This is a genomic window from Pseudomonas sp. 910_21 (assembly GCF_052850735.1).
This window is the reverse complement of record NZ_VXCY01000002.1, coordinates 425,341-444,283: the sequence shown is the minus strand read 5'-3', so window position 1 is coordinate 444,283 and position 18,943 is coordinate 425,341. Positions and strand designations below refer to the sequence as shown.

The 18,943-nt window shown below is 62.1% G+C and carries 17 protein-coding genes; 12 read left to right on the top strand and 5 right to left on the bottom strand.

Annotated features, from left to right (window positions below; all coding sequences use genetic code 11):
* Positions 1-92 precede the first annotated feature (92 nt).
* Positions 93-998: a LysR family transcriptional regulator gene (locus FW796_RS07105; RefSeq protein WP_346632482.1), complete on the top strand. Its 906-nt coding sequence runs from the start codon at positions 93-95 to the stop codon at positions 996-998.
* Positions 999-1,146: 148 nt separating this feature from the next.
* Positions 1,147-1,323: a hypothetical protein gene (locus FW796_RS07100; protein ID WP_162884084.1), complete on the top strand. Its 177-nt coding sequence runs from the start codon at positions 1,147-1,149 to the stop codon at positions 1,321-1,323.
* On the opposite strand, the gene FW796_RS07095 is transcribed toward FW796_RS07100, so the two are convergent.
* Positions 1,316-2,230, bottom strand: coding sequence for a helix-turn-helix domain-containing protein (locus tag FW796_RS07095; protein WP_346632483.1), 915 nt, complete (start codon positions 2,228-2,230; stop codon positions 1,316-1,318). The two genes, FW796_RS07100 and FW796_RS07095, sit on opposite strands and share 8 nt — an antisense overlap.
* A gap of 404 nt (positions 2,231-2,634) precedes the next feature.
* Here FW796_RS07095 and FW796_RS07090 point away from each other — a divergent pair, with 404 nt between their 5' ends.
* Positions 2,635-4,152: an MDR family MFS transporter gene (locus FW796_RS07090; protein ID WP_346632484.1), complete on the top strand. Its 1,518-nt coding sequence runs from the start codon at positions 2,635-2,637 to the stop codon at positions 4,150-4,152.
* A gap of 32 nt (positions 4,153-4,184) precedes the next feature.
* Here FW796_RS07090 and FW796_RS07085 read toward each other — a convergent pair whose 3' ends face one another.
* From FW796_RS07085 to FW796_RS07070, 4 genes are all read right to left on the bottom strand, one after another.
* Positions 4,185-5,033, bottom strand: coding sequence for a cache domain-containing protein (locus FW796_RS07085; protein ID WP_346632485.1), 849 nt, complete (start codon positions 5,031-5,033; stop codon positions 4,185-4,187).
* Between the two features lie 122 nt (positions 5,034-5,155).
* Positions 5,156-5,995 (bottom strand): ATPase, encoded by an 840-nt coding sequence (locus FW796_RS07080; protein ID WP_346632486.1) that lies wholly within the window; start codon positions 5,993-5,995, stop codon positions 5,156-5,158.
* Between the two features lie 106 nt (positions 5,996-6,101).
* On the bottom strand, positions 6,102-7,094 hold the full coding sequence (locus FW796_RS07075; RefSeq protein ID WP_346632487.1) for an NAD-dependent epimerase/dehydratase family protein: 993 nt from the start codon (positions 7,092-7,094) through the stop codon (positions 6,102-6,104).
* A 96-nt stretch (positions 7,095-7,190) separates the two neighbouring features.
* Entirely contained in the window at positions 7,191-8,090 is a 900-nt protein-coding gene (locus FW796_RS07070; protein WP_446439182.1) for a LysR family transcriptional regulator ArgP, read from the bottom strand.
* A 110-nt stretch (positions 8,091-8,200) separates the two neighbouring features.
* Here FW796_RS07070 and FW796_RS07065 point away from each other — a divergent pair, with 110 nt between their 5' ends.
* The 9 genes from FW796_RS07065 to FW796_RS07025 all read left to right on the top strand — a co-directional run bounded on the left by FW796_RS07065 (position 8,201) and on the right by FW796_RS07025 (position 18,942).
* Positions 8,201-8,605 carry an ACT domain-containing protein gene (locus tag FW796_RS07065; protein WP_446439181.1) on the top strand — a complete coding sequence of 135 codons (405 nt, stop codon included), beginning with the start codon at positions 8,201-8,203 and terminating at the stop codon, positions 8,603-8,605.
* 2 nt (positions 8,606-8,607) lie between these two features.
* Complete coding sequence (locus FW796_RS07060; RefSeq protein ID WP_102880727.1) at positions 8,608-9,210, top strand: LysE/ArgO family amino acid transporter; 603 nt, start codon at positions 8,608-8,610, stop codon at positions 9,208-9,210.
* A 176-nt stretch (positions 9,211-9,386) separates the two neighbouring features.
* Positions 9,387-9,983 (top strand): superoxide dismutase, encoded by a 597-nt coding sequence (locus FW796_RS07055; protein ID WP_446439180.1) that lies wholly within the window; start codon positions 9,387-9,389, stop codon positions 9,981-9,983.
* Between the two features lie 304 nt (positions 9,984-10,287).
* Positions 10,288-12,339 carry a putative bifunctional diguanylate cyclase/phosphodiesterase gene (locus FW796_RS07050; RefSeq protein WP_404937554.1) on the top strand — a complete coding sequence of 684 codons (2,052 nt, stop codon included), beginning with the start codon at positions 10,288-10,290 and terminating at the stop codon, positions 12,337-12,339.
* 162 nt (positions 12,340-12,501) lie between these two features.
* Positions 12,502-13,842 carry an imelysin family protein gene (locus FW796_RS07045; protein ID WP_346632491.1) on the top strand — a complete coding sequence of 447 codons (1,341 nt, stop codon included), beginning with the start codon at positions 12,502-12,504 and terminating at the stop codon, positions 13,840-13,842.
* 190 nt (positions 13,843-14,032) lie between these two features.
* Entirely contained in the window at positions 14,033-15,457 is a 1,425-nt protein-coding gene (locus FW796_RS07040) for a di-heme oxidoreductase family protein (RefSeq protein ID WP_446439179.1), read from the top strand.
* A 44-nt stretch (positions 15,458-15,501) separates the two neighbouring features.
* Positions 15,502-16,566 carry an imelysin family protein gene (locus FW796_RS07035; protein WP_446439178.1) on the top strand — a complete coding sequence of 355 codons (1,065 nt, stop codon included), beginning with the start codon at positions 15,502-15,504 and terminating at the stop codon, positions 16,564-16,566.
* A 2-nt stretch (positions 16,567-16,568) separates the two neighbouring features.
* Positions 16,569-17,666 carry a DUF1513 domain-containing protein gene (locus tag FW796_RS07030; protein ID WP_446439307.1) on the top strand — a complete coding sequence of 366 codons (1,098 nt, stop codon included), beginning with the start codon at positions 16,569-16,571 and terminating at the stop codon, positions 17,664-17,666.
* Between the two features lie 124 nt (positions 17,667-17,790).
* Positions 17,791-18,942, top strand: coding sequence for an efflux RND transporter periplasmic adaptor subunit (locus FW796_RS07025; protein WP_346632494.1), 1,152 nt, complete (start codon positions 17,791-17,793; stop codon positions 18,940-18,942).
* The last annotated feature ends 1 nt before the right edge of the window (position 18,943 follow it).

Sequence of the window (18,943 nt, the reverse complement as noted above, 5' to 3'; positions counted from 1 at the left end):
GGCTTGGTTGGAAGTGGACAAAGCTTAGTTGCCAGAGTCGTTACAAAAAATGCGATGCTTGAACATAGTTTGTTTCTGAAAGCGGGCAAATCATGGATCGTCTCCAAGCAATGCGGGTCTTCGTCACCGTTGTCGACCTGGGCAGCCAGTCGGCCGCCGCTGACCACCTGGACCTTTCACGGCCGGTGGTTTCACGTTATCTGGCGGAGCTGGAGGATTGGGTCGGCGCCCGGTTGATGCACCGCACCACGCGCAAACTCAGCCTGACGGCTGCCGGCGGCGAGATCCTGCCCCGCTGTCGGCAGATGCTGGAGCTGTCCAACGATATGCAGGCTGCGGTGGGCGAGCCTGATGACGCACCCCGCGGGCTGCTGCGCATCAGCGTCAGCACCTCGTTCGGCCAGTCACAACTGGCGGATGCCGTGGCCGACTACGTCAAACGTTATCCCGGAGTGAGCATCGATCTGCAGATGCTCGATCGCACCGTGAATCTGGTGGATGAGCGCATCGACCTGGCGATCCGTACCAGCAACGACCTGGACCCCAACCTGATCGCCCGACGCTTGACCGTCTGTCGCTCGGTGATCTGCGCCTCACCAGCCTACCTGCAGGAACACCCGGCACCACAACGGGTGGAGGAGTTGAGCCAGCACAACTGCCTGACCCACTCCTACTTCGGCAAGAGCCTGTGGCATTTCGAACAAGACGGCGAGCAGGTGTCGGTACCGGTACAGGGCAACATCAGCGCCAACGAAGCCAGTACCCTGTTGCGCACCACTGTGGCCGGCGCCGGCATCGCCATGCTGCCCAGCTACCAGGCCGGGGAGTACATCAAGCGTGGAGACCTGGTGCGCCTGCTGGCCAATGCCGAACCCCGCAAGATGAACATGTACGCGGTCTACGCCTCGCGCAAGCACATGCCGGCGACCTTGCGCAGCATGTTGGACTTCCTGGTGCTCAGGTTTCCCCAGGAGCCGCTCTGGGATGAAGGGCTGTAGACAACAGAACAAGCGCTCAGCACTTCGATCCACCGGCTCAATACCTCGCCCAACAGGCTGGGCGGCAGCCTGGCAAGCCCCCGCAACTGACCTATGCTGATATCAATACCCCTGAAAACACGGGGGTATTGGTTCAGAGGTCGTTGCCATGAACGTCAAGACAAGAAGGTACCTGGCCATTTTCATGACCTGCACCATGACCCTGGCGCTATACGGTACCGCCGCTTATCGCGTCGAGCAGGCCCGTATGCAACAGCGTAACTACGCCAGTTGCAACCTGGAGCGCTGCATTCCCCACAACGCCACCTTGAACGCCCTCAGGTGAGCGGCGACGCCCCGGCGCCCCCTGCCTGATCGGCCTTGAGCCGGTCGCGGAACACCTTGGGCGAAATCCCCTCGCGGCGTCGGAACAGCCGGGTGAAATTGGTGGGATCGGAAAAACCCAGGTCATCGGAAATCTCGTAGATGGTCATTCCGGTGTAGGTCAGCAGGCGCTTGGCCTCCAGCAGCTGGCGCTCGTGCATGATCTGCAGCGCCGGTTGCCCGGCCAGCTCGCGGCAGGTGCCGTTGAGGTGCGACACCGAGATGCCTAGCTTGTGAGCCAGGTCCTCGACCTTCACATGCTCGCGGTAGTGGGCCTCCACCAACTGGATAAAACCGTTGAAATACTCCCGGGCCCGCTGGGGACGCTGACTGGAACTGCTGCGCTGCAGTGCCTGGCGACCGACCCAGACCACAATCATGCTCACCAGGGCGTGCATGAGCATTTCCCGAGCCGGTTGCTGCCCCTGATATTCATTCTGCAAGGCACTGAACAAACCGTTCAGGTACTGCGCATCCTCCCGGGCCGGGTAGCTGCCAGACTTGGCCAGGGTATTTTCCGAGCGCCCCAACTGAGCTTGCATATGGCTCAACAGCGGCGCCGCCAGAGTCACGACATAACCTTCGACATCCTCGGAAAAACGAAAACCATGCACCGATAACGGCGGCAACACTTGGACCATCGGTTCGTCCAGCAGGGTCCGCTGGCCTTCGACCTCCAGTTCGGCCTGCCCTCGGAAGACGAACAGCAACTGGCAGAGGTCGGCATGCCGGTGGGGTTTGATTTCCCACTGGTGCTCACGACTGCGTTGGCTGATGGACTCGCAATGGAGCAGATCCGGGGTGGGCCACTCCAGGCTCTCGCCATAGAGTTTGAACACGGGAATGGCAGCAAGGGCAGGCTTGTTCATCACTACAGTCCAGGCCTCAGAGTAACGGGGAGGAGAATTGCACCGTTGGAAAAATGCTCAGGGCACCCGCCAGGATTCATCGACCCATTGACGGGTTCAGCCAGGAAAAACGCAAGCACCGGCGACACAAATGAACATTCGTACAGCCAGGATTCAGGGAGCCGGCACCGAACGCACACTATACAGAATGCGTCCCATTACACATCAACACCAAGTGCCACAAAGCTTTTCGAAAGTGGTGAATCCAAGACCCTTTGGCACAACGTCCACGGCTTGAACAACCTTCATGAAAAAACGCCGTGGCCTTCCTTGTGGCGTTATCCGATAGCTCCCTATCGAGTACACTGACGCCCATTACCGCCAGCCTTGCCGCTACGGATCAATCACTGCCCGCAGGTTTTTTCGTGACCCACCTCCAACAGCCTGGCCCGCCCAAACCGGCCATCCGCAGCGTGCTGATCGCCCTGATGCTGGCGATCTTTCTCGGCGCCCTGGACCAGACCATCGTCGCCGTCTCCATGCCGGCCATTTCCGCCCAGTTCAAGGATGTCAGCCTGCTGGCCTGGGTCATCTCCGGCTACATGGTGGCAATGACCGTGGCAGTGCCTATCTACGGCAAGCTCGGCGATCTGTATGGCCGGCGTCGGCTGATGCTGTTCGGCATGGGATTGTTCACCCTGGCCTCGCTGTTCTGCGGTCTGGCCCAGAACATGGAACAACTGGTGCTGGCGCGGATCTTCCAGGGCATCGGCGCCGGCGGCATGATCTCGGTGAGCCAGGCCATCATCGGCGACATAGTCCCGCCCAGGGAGCGCGGCCGCTATCAGGGCTACTTCAGCAGCATGTACGCGGTGGCCAGTGTCGCCGGCCCGGTGCTGGGCGGCTACATGACCGAATTTCTCTCGTGGCGCTGGGTATTTCTGATCAACCTGCCCCTGGGACTGGGTGCCTGGTGGGTGGCTCACCGCACCCTGGTGGGGCTGCCGGTGCCCCAGCGCAAGCCGATCATCGACTACCTCGGCACCCTGTTGCTGATCATCGGCCTGAGCGCCCTGCTGTTGGGCATCACCCAAGTGGGCCAGGGCCACTCCTGGCGCAGCGCCAAAGTGCTCGACCTGCTGGCCATCGCCTGCATCGTCCTGGCCCTGTTCGTCTGGCATGAGCGCCGGGCCCGGGAGCCCCTGCTGCCAATGCATCTGTTTGCCAACCGCAATGCGCTGCTGTGCTGGTGCACGATTTTCTTCACCAGTTTCCAGGCCATCTCGCTGATCGTGCTGATGCCCCTGCGCTTCCAAAGCATCACCGGGGCCGGGGCCGACAGTGCCGCCCTGCACCTGCTGCCCTTGGCCATGGGTCTGCCCATGGGCGCCTATTGCGCCGGACGCCTGACCTCGGTGACCGGACGCTACAAGCCGATGATCCTGGGCGGCGCGCTATTGATGCCGGTGTCGATTCTCGGCATGGCCCTGGTGCCGCCCCAGGAGGTACTGCTGAGCAGCCTGTTCATGTTGCTCTGCGGGATTGCCGGTGGCATGCAGTTCCCTACCTCCCTGGTGGGCACCCAGAACTCGGTGGAGCAACGGGATATCGGTGTCGCCACCAGCACCACCAACCTGTTTCGCGCCCTGGGCGGCGCGGTGGGGGTGGCGCTGATGTCGGCATTGCTCCTGGCCTTGCTGCAGGATTCCAGCCTGGCGCATCTGAGTGGCGCAGGTCTGATGAGCGAGGGGCACTCCGGCAGTGCCTTGCTGGAAGGCCTGAACGCCGCGCCTGGCTCCGCGCGCGACGCATTGCGCAACGAGTTGCTGCTGACCTTCCGGCATCTGCTGCTGGTCAGTGCCGCAGTCTCCCTGCTGGGGCTGGCTGCGGCGATTGCCATGCCCAATCGCCTGCTACGGGGCCGTGAAGACAAGGCACGTTGATCCTGATGCCGGCAGAGGCTAGCGTTCAGGACTCAAGGGCTGTAGTACCCCACGGCAACTAACAGATTCCCGACCTTGCGCAAGTAGGCATGCTTGTCCTCGATCTTGCCAGTCACCGGGTTCTTCCAGCGGTACTCGTATTCCCCCTGATCCTGGCCTGCCATCAACGCCAGGATCGGTTCGCCCACCGGTTTGCCCTCCGGGTCCTTGATCTTGCCGAAATCGGTATTGAGCAGACGCAGATTGGTGCCATGGGCCAGATAGCGGTGGCTGTCGAGGTCCACCACGAACACATACAGATCGTCTTCGAGAAACCCGCCACGCAAGTCATTGATGGCTTTGAGCGTACCCGGCTGATCGCTGCCCAAGGCCGTGGCCGCTCGCTCCAGCAGTGCCTTGGCCTGCTCGGCCGAGGCCCGAGGCAGGTAATACCCCACCGCCAGGATGCGCTCGCCGATACGCTGGAAGTACACATGCTTGCGTTCGATCTTGCCGTCGGCCCAGTTCTGCCAACGGTACTCGGCTTGCTGGATGCCATTGGCCTCGGGAATCTTCAGGGCGTCCTTGAACGCCTTGCGCAGATCCGGCCCCAGGGCTTCGGAGACATCTCGACCAATCAATGCCGACGAAGGACCGCCACTGGCCAGCATCACGCCCCGGGTGTCCACCACGAACACATAACGATCGCGGTCGACGAACTCACCCTGACGGCTGAAGGCCGCAAACGCCTTGTCACCCTGGTCGTGGTAATAGCGCAGGGCTTTTTCCAGCAGCGCCCGGGCCGCCACACCGTCATCGGCCGCCGGTACCGCCGCATGCAGCGGCCCCATGCACAGCAACAACAACCATCCCAGCCAGGTGTTTTTTTGCAACAGTCTCATCGCTCGCTCCTCGTTCCTGATGGCGTTTGAAGAGCGTAGACGGCTGCGGGACATGAGTGAATATTCAGCGCACTTTGGCCAAACAGTGCCCACCCACGCCATGCGTGGGTGGGCCTGACCGTTCAAGGACGGGTATTGATCTGCTGCTGCAGGTTCTGGATCTGGCTTTGCAGGGTATTGATGTTGCGGGTGACCTGGCCACGGAACGCATCGAACTCGGCAGTGCTGGCTCCGTTCTGGGCGGCGGCGGGACGATTGTCCTGCTCACTCTTGAGCACCACCAGCTCCTGCTCCAGGCGCTCGATGGCGGCGCTCGGGTTGCCCTGTTTTTTCAACGCGGCAAGGTCGGCACTCAGGCTCTTGAGCTGGGTATCGACCTTGCCGGCGTCCGTCTGGGCGCCTTTCAGGCTCGCCAGTTCAGAGTTCAGGGCTTTGACCTGAGCCTGCAACTGGGCATTGGCCGCTTGCTGCTCGGCAGTCTGGGCACTCATCTGCGCCAGGCGCTTGTCCAGGTCCGTGGCCTGCCCCGCCACGCCCTGCTGTTGTCGGCTCTGATCCTGCAGCCGGCTTTCCAACTGCTTGATCTGCAGCTTCAAGGCTTCGCTGTCAGTGGTGACATTGGTCTGGCTGGCCACCACTTTGCCGGAGATATCCTGCAGACGACCGGCGGCCTCTTCGCTGATCCTGGCGAAGCTTTCCTGAGTCGCCACCAGTTGCTGCTCCATCAGCGAGATCTGCTGAAAGCTCCACCAGGCAAGGCCGATGAAGGCAAAGAACAATGCCCCCACCAATGCCCACAATGGACCGGTACTGGGCCCCTTGGCCTTGACCACCGGAGCGCTGCGCGAATGCACGGTGGTGCGCTCACGGGCAGCGCTGGTGGCAGGAAAGACATCGTCATCGAGGGGATCGGCGCGCAGACTTGGAACGTCATCGAAGTCATCGTGTGCATCGTTACGCATGGGGCAACCTTTGTGAACCGCGGTGATGGCTGAATGCGGCGAGTATAAACCGCTAATTCACCCGGCCTATGGACCGGCCCGGGCAAACCGGGTTCAGTCTTTGATTTCAGCTTATGTCCTGAGCCTTCCACCAACTGCAGAACTCATCCAGAGCAGCCCACAAGCTGACCTTGGGCTCATAGCCGAGGTAGTGCCGGGCCCGGCTGATATCCAGGGTGAAGTTCTTGTTCATGACCTGCATCCCCAGGCGCGACAGGGTCGGCTCCGGACGGCCAGGCCAGAGTTTGCAGACCCCCTCGTTAAGCGCCGCCACGCTGTAGGCCAGGCCAAAGGAGCGATAGCGGGTGACTTGTGGCACCTGCATCTGACGCATCACGTAGTTGACCACGTCCCACAGCGGAACCGGCGCGCCGTTGCTGATGTTGTAGACCTTGCCCAGGGCCGAGCCACTGGCGTGCAAGCTACTGAACAGGGCCTCGTTGAGGTTGTGCACACTGGTGAAGTCGACCTTGTTCAGACCGTTGCCGACGATGGCCAGGCGACCTTTGCGCTGCATTTTCAACAGCCGCGGGAAGATGCTCATGTCGCCGGCACCGGTGACAAAGCGCGGCCGCAGCGCAATGACCTCAAGCCCGAACTCCTGGGCACCGAAGACCTTCTGCTCGGCCAGGTACTTGGTGGCTGCATAGGGGTGCCTGAAACGCTTGGGCACTTGCTCTTCGGTCAGCCCCAGATGATCACGGCCATCGAAATAGATCGACGGCGAGGACAGGTGCACCAGGCGTTGGACCCGCTGCTTGAGGCAGGCCTCGACCACATTCTCAGTGACCAGTACGTTGCCCTGATGGAAATCCTGATAGCGCCCCCACAAGCCCACCGCACCGGCGCAGTGCACCACGGTATCGACATCGCGACAGAGTTCGCGCACCAGGCCGGCATCGTTCAAGTCGCCCTGGACGAACTCGGCACCACGGCGCACCAGGTGATCCACCGCTTCGGCGCGACGGCCGTTGACCCGGACCTCCAGGCCCTGCTCAAGGGCAAAACGAGCAAAGCGCCCGCCGATGAAGCCGCTTGCGCCGGTAACCAGAATTTTCATGAATATTCCTAAGAAAGCAGTGACGAGCTACGAGCTACAAGCTGCAAGTTAAAAATCAGTGCGCAAGCTGTCTAGTTGCAGCTTGTGGCTTGACGCTTACGGCTGCTCCCAGGGCACCAGCCATTGTGCAGATAAACGTGCCAGGTGCTCGGTCAACAAGCCCAGCAATTGTCCGCCGTTGCGCCAATGATGCCAGTACAGCGGCACATCGATGGGTTTATCCGGCAAAAGCTCCACCAGCAAGCCTCGCTGAAGTTGCTCGCGAACCTGCAGTTCGGGCACCAGCCCCCAGCCCAGGCCAGCTTCAGTGAGGCGGATGAAACCCTCGGAAGACGGGCACAAATGATGTTCGAAACCGCCATCGACACCCAGGGACGCCAGGTAGCGATGCTGCAGGAAATCGTCAGGGCCGAATACCAATGCCGGGGTTCGAGCCAACTGCTCGGCACGTACGCCCGAGGGAAAGTGCCGGGTGATGAACGCCGGGCTGGCCAGGGCTCGATAACGCATGGCGCCCAGCAGCAGACTGCGGGCCCCGGCCACCGGACGCTCACTGGCGCAGACACAAGCCGCCACTTCGCCTGCACGCATGCGTTTGAGGCCCACCGTCTGGTCCTCCACCACCAGGTCCAGGAGCAAGTGATGTTCGGCGCAGAAGTCAGCCACCGCTTCGGCCCACCAGGTGGCCAGGCTGTCGGCGTTGAGGGCGATGCGCAGGCGTTCCGGCAAGCCTTCTTCGTCCAGCGCCGGCACCAGGCTTTGCAGGTCCCGCTCCAGAAGGCGTACCTGCTGCACATGGTTGAGCAAGCGGCGACCGATTTCCGTGGGCGCTGGAGGCGTCACCCGCACCAGCACCGGCTGCCCGACCCGGGCCTCCAGAAGCTTGATGCGCTGGGAAATTGCCGACTGCGACAATCCCAGCACCTGGGCCGCCCGTTCGAATCCTGCCTGTTCGATCACCGCGGCCAGGGCGGAGAGCAACTTGTAGTCGAACATCAGTTTTCCTAATGAGTGATCAGCACTATTGGTTTTTCTTATACCGCCTGAAGCGAGAAAATAGCCAGCGTAAAGCCTCTGTAATGCTTCTTCGCTCAAGGATTTTGTTCATGGCCGGTGAAACCTCTCTCGCTACCCTGTTGCGCAGCATGAGCCCGCAGCTCAACGACGGCGAGTACGTGTTCTGTTCCATCACAGACCCCAGCCTGCTGCAGGACTGCGAAGTGCTGGGCAGCTTTCGTGAACGCGAGGGACTGACGGTCATCGTCCTGCGCCAACAGGCCGAGCGCCTGGGACTGGCCTTCGATTACGTGGCTGCCTGGATCACCCTCAACGTGCATTCGGCCCTGGAAGCCGTGGGCCTGACAGCAGCCTTCGCCGGCGCCCTGGGTCAGGCCGGGATCAGCTGCAACGTGATCGCCGGCTATTACCACGATCACCTGTTTGTCGGTCAGGCGGATGCCCGGCGAGCCATGCAGGTTCTGCAAAAACTGGCCGCCGGCGAGGAGCAATAGTCATGTGGCAAAGCTATGTAAACGGTCTCTTGGTGGCCGCCGGCCTGATCATGGCCATCGGTACGCAAAACGCCTTCGTCCTGGCTCAGAGCCTGCGCCGTGAGCACCACTTGCCAGTGGCGGCGCTGTGCGTGACCTGCGATGCCCTGTTGGTGGCGGCCGGCGTGTTCGGCCTGGCCACCGTCCTGACCCAGAGCCCGATGCTGCTGGCAGTGGCACGCTGGGGCGGCGCGGCATTCCTGATCTGGTACGGCGCCCAGGCCCTGCGCCGGGCCTGCTCGAAACAAAGCCTGCAACAGGGCGAAGGCCAGACCGTGCGTTCACTCCGGGCTGTCATGCTCAGTGCCCTGGCGGTCACCCTGCTCAACCCCCACGTCTACCTGGATACCGTGCTGCTGATCGGTTCACTGGGGGCACAACAAACCGAGCCCGGCGCTTACGTGGTGGGGGCCGCCAGCGCTTCATTGCTGTGGTTCTTCACCCTGGCCCTGGGCGCCGCCTGGCTGGCTCCGTGGCTGGCTCGCCCCAGTACCTGGAGGATTCTCGACCTGCTGGTGGCGGTGATGATGTTCAGCGTGGCGTTCCAGCTGATCAGCGCTGCGTGACTTATTCCAAAAGGCTCTGGAACCTCTATCCCACACAGTTGTTGCGTGGTTAAGCCGCACCCCCGGTGCTATGATCCGAACCCTGCGCCGCAAAGAGTACAAACTCCCCGGCGCTTGTCTGGCCGCCCGTGATCGGCCTTGCGCTCACCGCAACTGACCTGATTAGGAGAATCATCATGGCTTTCGAATTGCCGCCGCTGCCCTATGCACACGACGCCCTGCAGCCGCACATTTCCAAGGAAACCCTGGAATACCACCACGACAAGCACCACAACACCTATGTCGTGAACCTGAACAACCTGGTGCCAGGCACCGAGTTCGAAGGCAAGACTCTGGAACAGATCGTCAAAACCTCTTCGGGCGGCATCTTCAACAACGCAGCCCAGGTCTGGAACCACACTTTCTACTGGAACTGCCTGGCGCCAAACGCCGGCGGCCAACCTACCGGCACACTGGCTGAGGCCATCAACGCTGCCTTCGGTTCGTTCGACAAGTTCAAAGAAGAGTTCACCAAGACTTCCGTTGGCACCTTCGGTTCCGGCTGGGGCTGGCTGGTGAAAAAGGCTGACGGCTCCCTGGCCCTGGCCAGCACCATCGGCGCCGGCAACCCGCTGACCAGCGGCGACACTCCGCTGCTGACCTGCGACGTCTGGGAACACGCCTACTACATCGACTACCGCAACGTTCGTCCTAAATACGTCGAGGCGTTCTGGAACCTGGTCAACTGGAAATTCGTGGCTGAGCAGTTCGAAGGCAAGAACTTCGTCGCTTAAGTCCGTTTGCAGTGCAAAAAACCCGGCCTGGCCGGGTTTTTTTTTGCCTCTGACAAAGCGGGCATCTTGTCCCGCCCAACCGAGGCGCTAAGATTCATCTGATGTAAAAATCAACGCCGCCCCTCAAGTTGCAAGGCGTCGCTACCGACACACTATCCACAGCAAGAGCAATCCTGAATCTGATCACCCGGGCCTGGCCCGCAGACGTCCTGTACTCGGCATTAATGTCACTTTGACGGCCAACACGGGATTGCCAATACTCATGGCAACTTGACGCTACGCGCACGGAACAAGGAATAGCCCTTTGAAGCTGGAACTCAAAAACAGCTTGTCGGTGAAGTTGCTCCGGGTTGTGCTGCTGTCGGCACTCATAGTGGGCGTAGTCCTGAGCTGCGCCCAGATCGTCTTCGATGCCTACAAGACTCGGCAGGCGGTCGCTAACGATGCCCAGCGCATTCTCGACATGTTTCGCGACCCATCGACACAGGCGGTCTACAGCCTGGACCGGGAAATGGGCATGCAAGTCATTGAAGGCCTGTTCCAGGATGATGCGGTGCGCATGGCCTCCATTGGCCACCCCAACGAAACCATGCTCGCGGAAAAGTCCCGCGAGCTGCAGCATTCCTCCAGTCGCTGGCTCACTGATCTGATTCTTGGCCAGGAACGCACCTTCACCACCCAGTTGGTGGGCCGTGGCCCCTATAGCGAGTATTACGGCGACCTGAGCATCACCCTCGACACCGCCACCTACGGCCAGGACTTCATCATCAGCTCGGTGATCATCTTCATTTCCGGAGTCCTGCGCGCCCTGGCCATGGGCCTGGTGCTGTACCTGGTCTATCACTGGTTGCTGACCAAGCCGCTGTCGCGAATCATCGAGCACCTGACCACCATCAATCCCGACCGCCCCAGCGAGCACCAGTTGCCGCTGCTCAAGGGTCACGAAAAAAATGAACTGGGAATCTGGATCAACACCGCCAACCAGTTGCTGGCCTCCATCGAGCGCAATACCCACTTGCGCCACGAAGCGGAAAACAGCCTGCTGCGCATGGCCCAGTACGACTTCCTGACCGGTCTGCCAAACCGCCAGCAATTACAGCAGCAACTGGACAAGATCCTGGTGGACGCCGGGCGCCTGCAACGCCGGGTCGCAGTGCTCTGCGTCGGCCTCGACGACTTCAAGGGCATCAACGAACAGTTCAGCTACCAGACCGGCGACCAACTGCTGCTGGCCCTGGCCGATCGCCTGCGCGGCCACAGCGGTCGCCTCGGCGCCCTGGCTCGCCTGGGTGGCGATCAGTTCGCCCTGGTCCAGGCCGATATCGAACAACCCTATGAAGCCGCAGAACTGGCACAAAGCATCCTCGACGACCTGGAGGCCACCTTCGCCCTCGATCACCAGGAAATCCGCCTGCGCGCCACCATCGGCATCACCCTGTTCCCGGAAGACGGCGACAGCACGGAAAAACTCCTGCAAAAAGCCGAACAGACCATGACCCTGGCCAAGAGCCGGTCACGCAATCGCTATCAGTTCTATATCGCCAGCGTCGACAGCGAAATGCGCCGGCGCCGGGAACTGGAAAAAGACTTGCGCGAAGCCCTGACCCGAGACCAGTTCTTTCTCGTCTATCAGCCACAGATCAGCTATCGCGACCACCGGGTGGTGGGTGTCGAGGCGCTGATTCGCTGGCAACACCCGGAACACGGCCTGGTGCCGCCGGACCTGTTCATTCCCCTGGCGGAGCAGAACGGCACCATCATCGCCATCGGCGAATGGGTGCTGGACCAGGCCTGCCGCCAACTGCGCGAATGGCACGACATGGGCTTCAGCGACCTACGCATGGCGGTCAACCTGTCCACGGTGCAACTGCACCACGCCGAACTGCCACGGGTGGTCAACAACCTGCTGCAGATCTACCGCCTGCCACCCCGCAGCCTGGAGCTGGAAGTCACCGAAACCGGCCTGATGGAAGACATCAGCACCGCCGCCCAGCACCTGCTGAGCCTGCGACGCTCCGGGGCGCTGATCGCCATCGACGATTTCGGCACCGGTTATTCGTCTCTGAGCTACCTGAAAAGCCTGCCCCTGGACAAGATCAAGATCGACAAGAGCTTCGTCCAGGACCTGCTGGATGACGACGACGATGCGACCATCGTGCGCGCCATCATCCAGCTGGGTAAAAGCCTGGGCATGCAGGTGATCGCCGAGGGCGTGGAAACAGCCGAACAGGAGGCTTACATCATCTCCGAAGGCTGCCATGAAGGTCAGGGCTATCACTACAGCAAACCCCTGCCGGCGCGGGAGTTGAGCGCCTACCTGAAACAGGCGCAGCGCAGCAACGCGGTGATCCTCTGACCCAGGCATCGCACTCGCCAGCTTGACCTGGCGCAATCCCCTACTGAATAAGAAATATTTACAGGCGCGACCCTTTACACATAATGCAAATCTTTCGCATTATGTTGCAGTTTTTGCGCGCCCCCGCGCCGTCCACTCCCCTCTCGAAGCAGGATGTTCGCCATGATTCGTATGCCTCTGGCTACCGCCAGTCTGTTGGCCATCGCTATTTCCCTCGCCGGCTGCGGCGAAGGCAAAGACGACAAGGCTGCCGCTCAAGCGCCGACCCCGGCCGCCAGCACTGCCACCCCAGCCACTGACGCTGCCGGCAAGGTCGACGAAACCGCGGCCAAGGCTGTGGTCGCGCATTACGCCGACATGGTGTTCGCCGTTTACAGCGACTCCGAATCCACCGCGAAAACCCTGCAAACCGCCATCGATGCCTTCCTCGCCAAGCCCAACGACGAAACCCTGAAAGCCGCCAAGGCTGCCTGGGTTGCCGCTCGCGTGCCTTACCTGCAGAGCGAAGTGTTCCGCTTCGGCAACACCATCATCGATGACTGGGAAGGTCAGGTGAACGCCTGGCCACTGGACGAAGGCCTGATCGACTACGTCGACAAGAGCTACGAGCACGCACTGGGCAACCCGGGCGCCACCGCCAACATCATCGCCAACACCGAGATCCAGGTCGGCGAAGACAAGGTCGACGTGAAAGACATCACCCCGGAAAAACTCGCCAGCCTGAACGAGCTGGGCGGTGCCGAGGCCAACGTCGCCACCGGCTACCACGCTATCGAATTCCTGCTCTGGGGCCAGGACCTCAACGGCACCGGCCCTGGCGCCGGCGCCCGCCCTGCTTCCGACTACCTGGAAGGTGCCGGTGCCACCGGCGGCCACAACGAGCGTCGTCGCGCCTACCTGAAGGCCGTGACCCAACTGCTGGTCAACGACCTGGAAGAAATGGTCGGCAACTGGAAGCCGGACGTGGCCGACAACTACCGTGCCACCCTGGAAGCCGAACCGGCCGAAACCGGCCTGCGCAAGATGCTGTTCGGCATGGGCAGCCTGTCCCTGGGTGAACTGGCGGGCGAACGGATGAAGGTATCCCTGGAAGCCAACTCCCCTGAAGACGAGCAGGATTGCTTCAGCGACAACACCCACAACTCGCACTTCTACGATGCCAAGGGTATCCGCAACGTCTACCTGGGCGAGTACACCCGTGTCGACGGCAGCAAGATGACCGGCGCCAGCCTGTCTTCCCTGGTGGCCAAGGCCGACCCGGCTGCCGACGCCGCACTGAAAGCTGATCTGGCGGCAACCGAAGCCAAGATCCAGGTCATGGTGGACCACGCCAACAAGGGTGAGCACTACGACCAGTTGATCGCTGCGGGCAACGAATCCGGCAACCAGATCGTGCGTGACGCCATCGCCGCCCTGGTGAAGCAGACCGGCTCGATCGAACAGGCTGCGGGCAAGCTGGGCATCAGCGACCTGAACCCGGACAACGCCGATCACGAGTTCTGATCAGCGCGGCTTCAGTAAAAAGGCGACCTGCGGGTCGCCTTTTTTTGTGCCCGCAGTGCTCCGTTTCCTACGCCTGAATGCTTCCCCGCAAGCTTGTCCTGGGTCAAACCAAACGATAATTCCTCTTATTCAATCCAGGCGGCCCTGTTAGACTTTGCGCCCTTGTTTTGCTCGTCTTGCAGGATGTCCGATGCCCCCGTCGCTGCTTCGCTGGTCCGCTCTACTCATGGCCTTGAGCCTGAGTGCCTGCGATGACGCTCCACGCTTTACCCAGGCCGAACCGGGGGAAGCCCGAGCCGGCGGCGCGACGACGGTCAACAAGGCCGATCGCAATGCCTTTTCCCTGCCGTCGGCCAACCTGCCACCGACCCGACGCCTGGACTTCAGCGTCGGCAACAGTTTTTTCCGCAGCCCCTGGGTGATCGCCCCCTCCACCACCACTGCCCGTGACGGCCTCGGTCCGCTGTTCAACACCAACGCCTGCCAGAACTGCCACGTCAAGGACGGCCGCGGCCATCCCCCCGCGCCTGATGCGCTGAACGCCGTGTCGATGCTGGTGCGCCTGTCGATCCCGGATGCCCCGGCCTACACCAAGATCATTGAGCAGGTCGGCGTGGTGCCGGAACCGGTGTATGGCGGCCAGTTGCAAGACATGGCAATTCCCGGAGTCGCCCCCGAAGGCCGGGTGCGGGTCGATTACGATCAGGTACCCGTACGGTTCAAGGACGGCACCCAGGTGGAGTTACGCAAGCCCAGGCTGCAGATCACCGACCTGGGCTACGGCCCAATGCACCCCGAGACGCAGTTCTCCGCCCGAGTGGCGCCGCCGATGATCGGCCTGGGGTTGCTGGAGGCCATTCCCGAAGCGGCAATCCTGGCCAACGCTCAGCCCGACGCCGGCAACAAGGCCATTGCCGGACGACCCAACTGGGTCTGGGATGACGCGCAGCAAAAAACCGTACTCGGGCGTTTTGGCTGGAAAGCCGGCCAACCCAACCTCAATCAACAAAATGTTCACGCGTTTTCTGGTGATATGGGCCTGACCACTCACCTGAGGCCTTTCGATGACTGCACCGACGCGCAAACCGCCTGCAAGCAGGCCCCCAACGGCAATGGCCCGGACGGTGAGCCGGAAGTCAGCGACAACATCCTGCGCCTGGTGCTGTTCTACACTCGCAACCTGGCAGTACCGGCGCGCCGCGATGTCGATTCGCCCCAGGTCCTGGCCGGCAAGAACCTGTTCTTCCAGGCCGGCTGCCAGTCCTGCCACACCCCTAGTTTCACCACCGCGGCCAACGCCGCCGAACCCGAATTGGCCAATCAGGTGATCCGCCCCTACAGCGATCTGCTGCTGCACGACATGGGCGAAGGCCTGGCGGACCACCGCACGGAGTTCAAGGCCAGTGGCCGCGACTGGCGCACTGCGCCCCTGTGGGGCATCGGCCTGACAGAAACCGTCAGTGGCCACACCCAGTTCCTGCATGACGGCCGCGCCCGCAACCTGATGGAAGCGGTGCTGTGGCATGGCGGCGAAGCCGAAGGCGCCAAGCAACAGGTTCTCGCGTTCAATGCCGAGCAACGTGCCGCGTTGCTGGCCTTTCTGAATTCGCTATAAACACTCGACTCATCTGCTTTCTCCACAATAAAGGGAGCCCGAACATGTTCCGCCCCAAACTGCTGTTCACCAGCCTTGCCGCACTCGCCCTGGGCGCCTGCTCGCCCCAGGACCCACAAGCCGTGACCTCGGCCGCCATCGCCAAACAGGTGATCCTGCCAACCTACAGCCGTTGGGTCGAGGCCGACCGCCAGCTGGCCATCAGCGCCCTGGCCTTCTGTGAAGGCAAGACAAGCCTGGACACCGCCCGCGCCGACTTCCTCCACGCACAAAAAGCCTGGGCCGAGCTGCAACCACTGCTGATCGGCCCGCTGGCCGAGGGCAACCGCGCCTGGCAGGTGCAGTTCTGGCCGGACAAGAAAAACCTGGTCGGCCGGCAGGTCGAGCAACTGGTGACCGCCAATCCGCAGATCGATGCCGCGGCCCTGGCCAAATCCAGTGTGGTGGTGCAAGGCCTGTCGGCCTACGAGTACATCCTCTTCGACAGCAAGATCGACATGGCCGACAGCGCGCAGAAAGCCCGCTACTGCCCGCTGTTGACCGCCATCGGTGAACGTCAGAAACAACTGGCGCAAGAGATCCTGACGGGCTGGAATACCAACGACGGCATGCTCGCGCAGATGAGCAAGTTCCCCAACCAGCGCTACGCCGACTCCCATGAAGCCATCGCTGACTTGCTGCGGGTCCAGGTTACTGCCCTGGATACCTTGAAGAAGAAGCTCGGCACGCCGATGGGCCGCCAGACCAAGGGCATTCCCCAGCCGTTCCAGGCTGATGCCTGGCGCAGCCAGTCGTCCCTGCAAGGCCTTGAGGCCAGCCTCAGCGCTGCTCAAACCGTGTGGGCAGGTGTCGACAACAAAGGCCTGCGCGGCCTGTTGCCAGCCGATCAGAAGCCTTTGGCCGACAAGATCGACGCCGCCTACGCCGCTTCGCTGAAACTCTTCGCCAGCACCCAGCGCTCGCTGACCGAAATGCTCGGTGACGACGCTGGTCGCCAGCAGCTCAACGATCTGTACGACAGCCTCAACGTGGTCCACCGCCTGCACGAAGGCGAACTGGCCAAGGCGCTGGGGATCCAACTGGGCTTCAACGCCAACGACGGTGACTGATGATGCTGCGACGTCAGGCTTTGGCACTGGGCAGCCTGCTGCTCAGTGCGGTGACCTTGGGCGGCTGGACGCTGTTCAAGCAAAAGGGCAAACAGCCCTTGCTGCTTTCGGCCAGGGACGATGGTGACGGCAAGCATTACGCCGTCGGTTATCAGCTGGACGGTAAACAGGTGTTTGCCACCCAGGTCGGCCAACGTTGCCATGACATCATCAATCACCCGCAGTTGCCGATCGCCCTGTTCGTGGCCCGGCGCCCGGGCACCGAGAGTTACCTGATCGACCTGCGCAACGGCGCGCTGCTGCAGACCGTGACCTCGCAACCTGACCGGCACTTCTACGGTCACGCGGTGATCCACAAGGATGGCCAGTGGTTGTACGCCACCGAGAACGACACCCGGGACCCCGGCCGTGGCCTGCTCGGGGTGTATCGCTTCGAAGGCGAGCGCCTGGTGCACAGCGGTGAACTGTCCACCCACGGTATCGGCCCGCACCAGGTGTCGTGGATGCCCGACGGTGAAACCCTGGTGGTAGCCAATGGCGGCATCCGCACTGAAGCCGAAAGCCGGGTGGAGATGAACCTCGATGCCATGGAGCCGAGCCTGGTGCTGATGCAGCGCGACGGCACCCTGTTGAGCAAGGAAACCCTGGCCCAGCAGATGAACAGCGTGCGCCACATGGGCATCGCCAGCGACGGCACCATCGTCACCGGCCAGCAGTTCATGGGCGCCGCCCACGAGCCCTCGGAACTCCTGGCAATCAAGCGGCCGGGACAACCTTTCGCGGCCTTCCCGGTACCCGAACAGCAGTTGCAGGCCATGGGGCACTACACCGCCAGCGTCGCGGTGCACAGCGACCTGCGCCTGGTGGCTCTGACCGCCCCCCGGGGTAACCGCTTCTTCATCTGGGACCTGGACAGCGGCGCAGTGCGGGTCGATGCGCCCCTGCCAGACTGTGCCGGGGTCGGCGCCGTGGCCGACGGCTTCGTGGTGACCTCGGGACAAGGCCGCTGCCGCTTCTACGACTGTCGCCAGACACAGATTGCGGCAAAACCGCTGGATCTGCCCGCAGGGCTCTGGGACAACCATCTGCATCTGATCTGAAGAACCCTCCCCGGCCTTGGCGCCGGGAGCTTCGCTAGACGACAGGACAGTCATCTGGAACCCGCACGCGACTCGGAGTAATGTCTACCGGGCTTGTTTCCCGGGCTTTCCAAGGAAGCGGAATATGCTGCGTCGCCGCATGTTGATCATGTTGGGTGTGGTCCTGTTGGTCGTGCTGTTGCTAGCCGGCTACAAGGCGTTTTCGATCTACAAGATGGTCCAGGTCTACTCGGCCCCAAAGCCGCCCATCAGCGTGGCGGTGATTACCGCCGACGAGCGCCCCTGGCAAAGCCGGCTGCCCAGTGTCGGCAGCCTCAAGGCCCTGCAAGGGGTCAACCTCAGCCTGGAAGTCGCCGGTACGGTCAAGGACCTGCAGTTCGAATCCGGGCAGCAGGTCAAGGCCGGCCAACCGTTGCTGACCCTGGACAGCGCTGTGGAAAGCGCCCTGCTGGAAACCGCCCAGGCCGACCTCGGCCTGGCCCAGCTGGATTTCGGACGCGGTAGCCAACTGGTGGGCAGTCAGGCGATTTCCAAGGGCGAGTACGACCGGCTTTCGGCCCAGTTGCAAAAGAACAAGGCCACGGTCAACCAGCTCAAGGCCTCCCTGGCCAAGAAACGCATTCTCGCCCCCTTTGCCGGCACAATCGGCATCCGCCAGGTAGATGTCGGCGACTTCCTGGCCAGCGGCACGGTGATCGCAACACTGCAGGATCTGAGCAGCCTGTACGTGGACTTCTATATCCCGGAACAATCGGTGCCCAAGATCCGTCTGGGACAGACCGTGCAGCTCAGCGTTGCGGCGTTTCCCGGGGAGTCGTTCCCCGGCAGCATCAGCGCCATCAACCCCAAGGTCGAGAACAGCACCCGCAACGTGCTGGTACGCGCCACCCTGGCCAACCCCGAAGGCCGCTTGCTGCCGGGCATGTTCGCCGACCTGCAAGTATTGCTTCCCGACCCGCAGCTCAAGGTGGTGGTGCCGGAAAGCGCCCTCGCCTACACCCTCTACGGCAACTCGGTGTACGTGGTCACGCAGAAGAAAGCCGCCGACGGCAGCCTGGAGCAAGACTCCGAGGGCCGGCCGCTGCTGATCGCCGAGCGGCGCTTTGTCGACACTGGCGAGCATCGCGGCGGCCTGGTGATGATCAACAAGGGTGTGGAGAAGGGCGAACAGGTGGTCAGTGCCGGCCAGATCAAACTGGATAACGGCGCCCACATCAGCATCACCCCGGACAAGCTGCAACCGGAACAGCCGAACAGCCAGCCTCGCGCCGACTGAT

Excerpts from the sequence above, each read along its gene's own strand:
- FW796_RS07055 (WP_446439180.1), top strand. The coding sequence starts at position 9,387 with ATGGCTTTCGAATTGCCGCCGCTGCCCTATGCACACGACGCCCTGCAG.
- FW796_RS07085 (WP_346632485.1), bottom strand. The coding sequence starts at position 5,033 with ATGAGACTGTTGCAAAAAAACACCTGGCTGGGATGGTTGTTGTTGCTG.
- FW796_RS07045 (WP_346632491.1), top strand. The coding sequence starts at position 12,502 with ATGATTCGTATGCCTCTGGCTACCGCCAGTCTGTTGGCCATCGCTATT.
- FW796_RS07060 (WP_102880727.1), top strand. The coding sequence starts at position 8,608 with ATGTGGCAAAGCTATGTAAACGGTCTCTTGGTGGCCGCCGGCCTGATC.
- FW796_RS07040 (WP_446439179.1), top strand. The coding sequence starts at position 14,033 with ATGCCCCCGTCGCTGCTTCGCTGGTCCGCTCTACTCATGGCCTTGAGC.
- FW796_RS07075 (WP_346632487.1), bottom strand. The coding sequence starts at position 7,094 with ATGAAAATTCTGGTTACCGGCGCAAGCGGCTTCATCGGCGGGCGCTTT.
- FW796_RS07025 (WP_346632494.1), top strand. The coding sequence starts at position 17,791 with ATGCTGCGTCGCCGCATGTTGATCATGTTGGGTGTGGTCCTGTTGGTC.
- FW796_RS07030 (WP_446439307.1), top strand. The coding sequence starts at position 16,569 with ATGCTGCGACGTCAGGCTTTGGCACTGGGCAGCCTGCTGCTCAGTGCG.
- FW796_RS07070 (WP_446439182.1), bottom strand. The coding sequence starts at position 8,090 with ATGTTCGACTACAAGTTGCTCTCCGCCCTGGCCGCGGTGATCGAACAG.
- FW796_RS07100 (WP_162884084.1), top strand. The coding sequence starts at position 1,147 with ATGAACGTCAAGACAAGAAGGTACCTGGCCATTTTCATGACCTGCACC.
- FW796_RS07095 (WP_346632483.1), bottom strand. The coding sequence starts at position 2,230 with ATGAACAAGCCTGCCCTTGCTGCCATTCCCGTGTTCAAACTCTATGGC.
- FW796_RS07105 (WP_346632482.1), top strand. The coding sequence starts at position 93 with ATGGATCGTCTCCAAGCAATGCGGGTCTTCGTCACCGTTGTCGACCTG.
- FW796_RS07035 (WP_446439178.1), top strand. The coding sequence starts at position 15,502 with ATGTTCCGCCCCAAACTGCTGTTCACCAGCCTTGCCGCACTCGCCCTG.
- FW796_RS07080 (WP_346632486.1), bottom strand. The coding sequence starts at position 5,995 with ATGCGTAACGATGCACACGATGACTTCGATGACGTTCCAAGTCTGCGC.
- FW796_RS07065 (WP_446439181.1), top strand. The coding sequence starts at position 8,201 with ATGGCCGGTGAAACCTCTCTCGCTACCCTGTTGCGCAGCATGAGCCCG.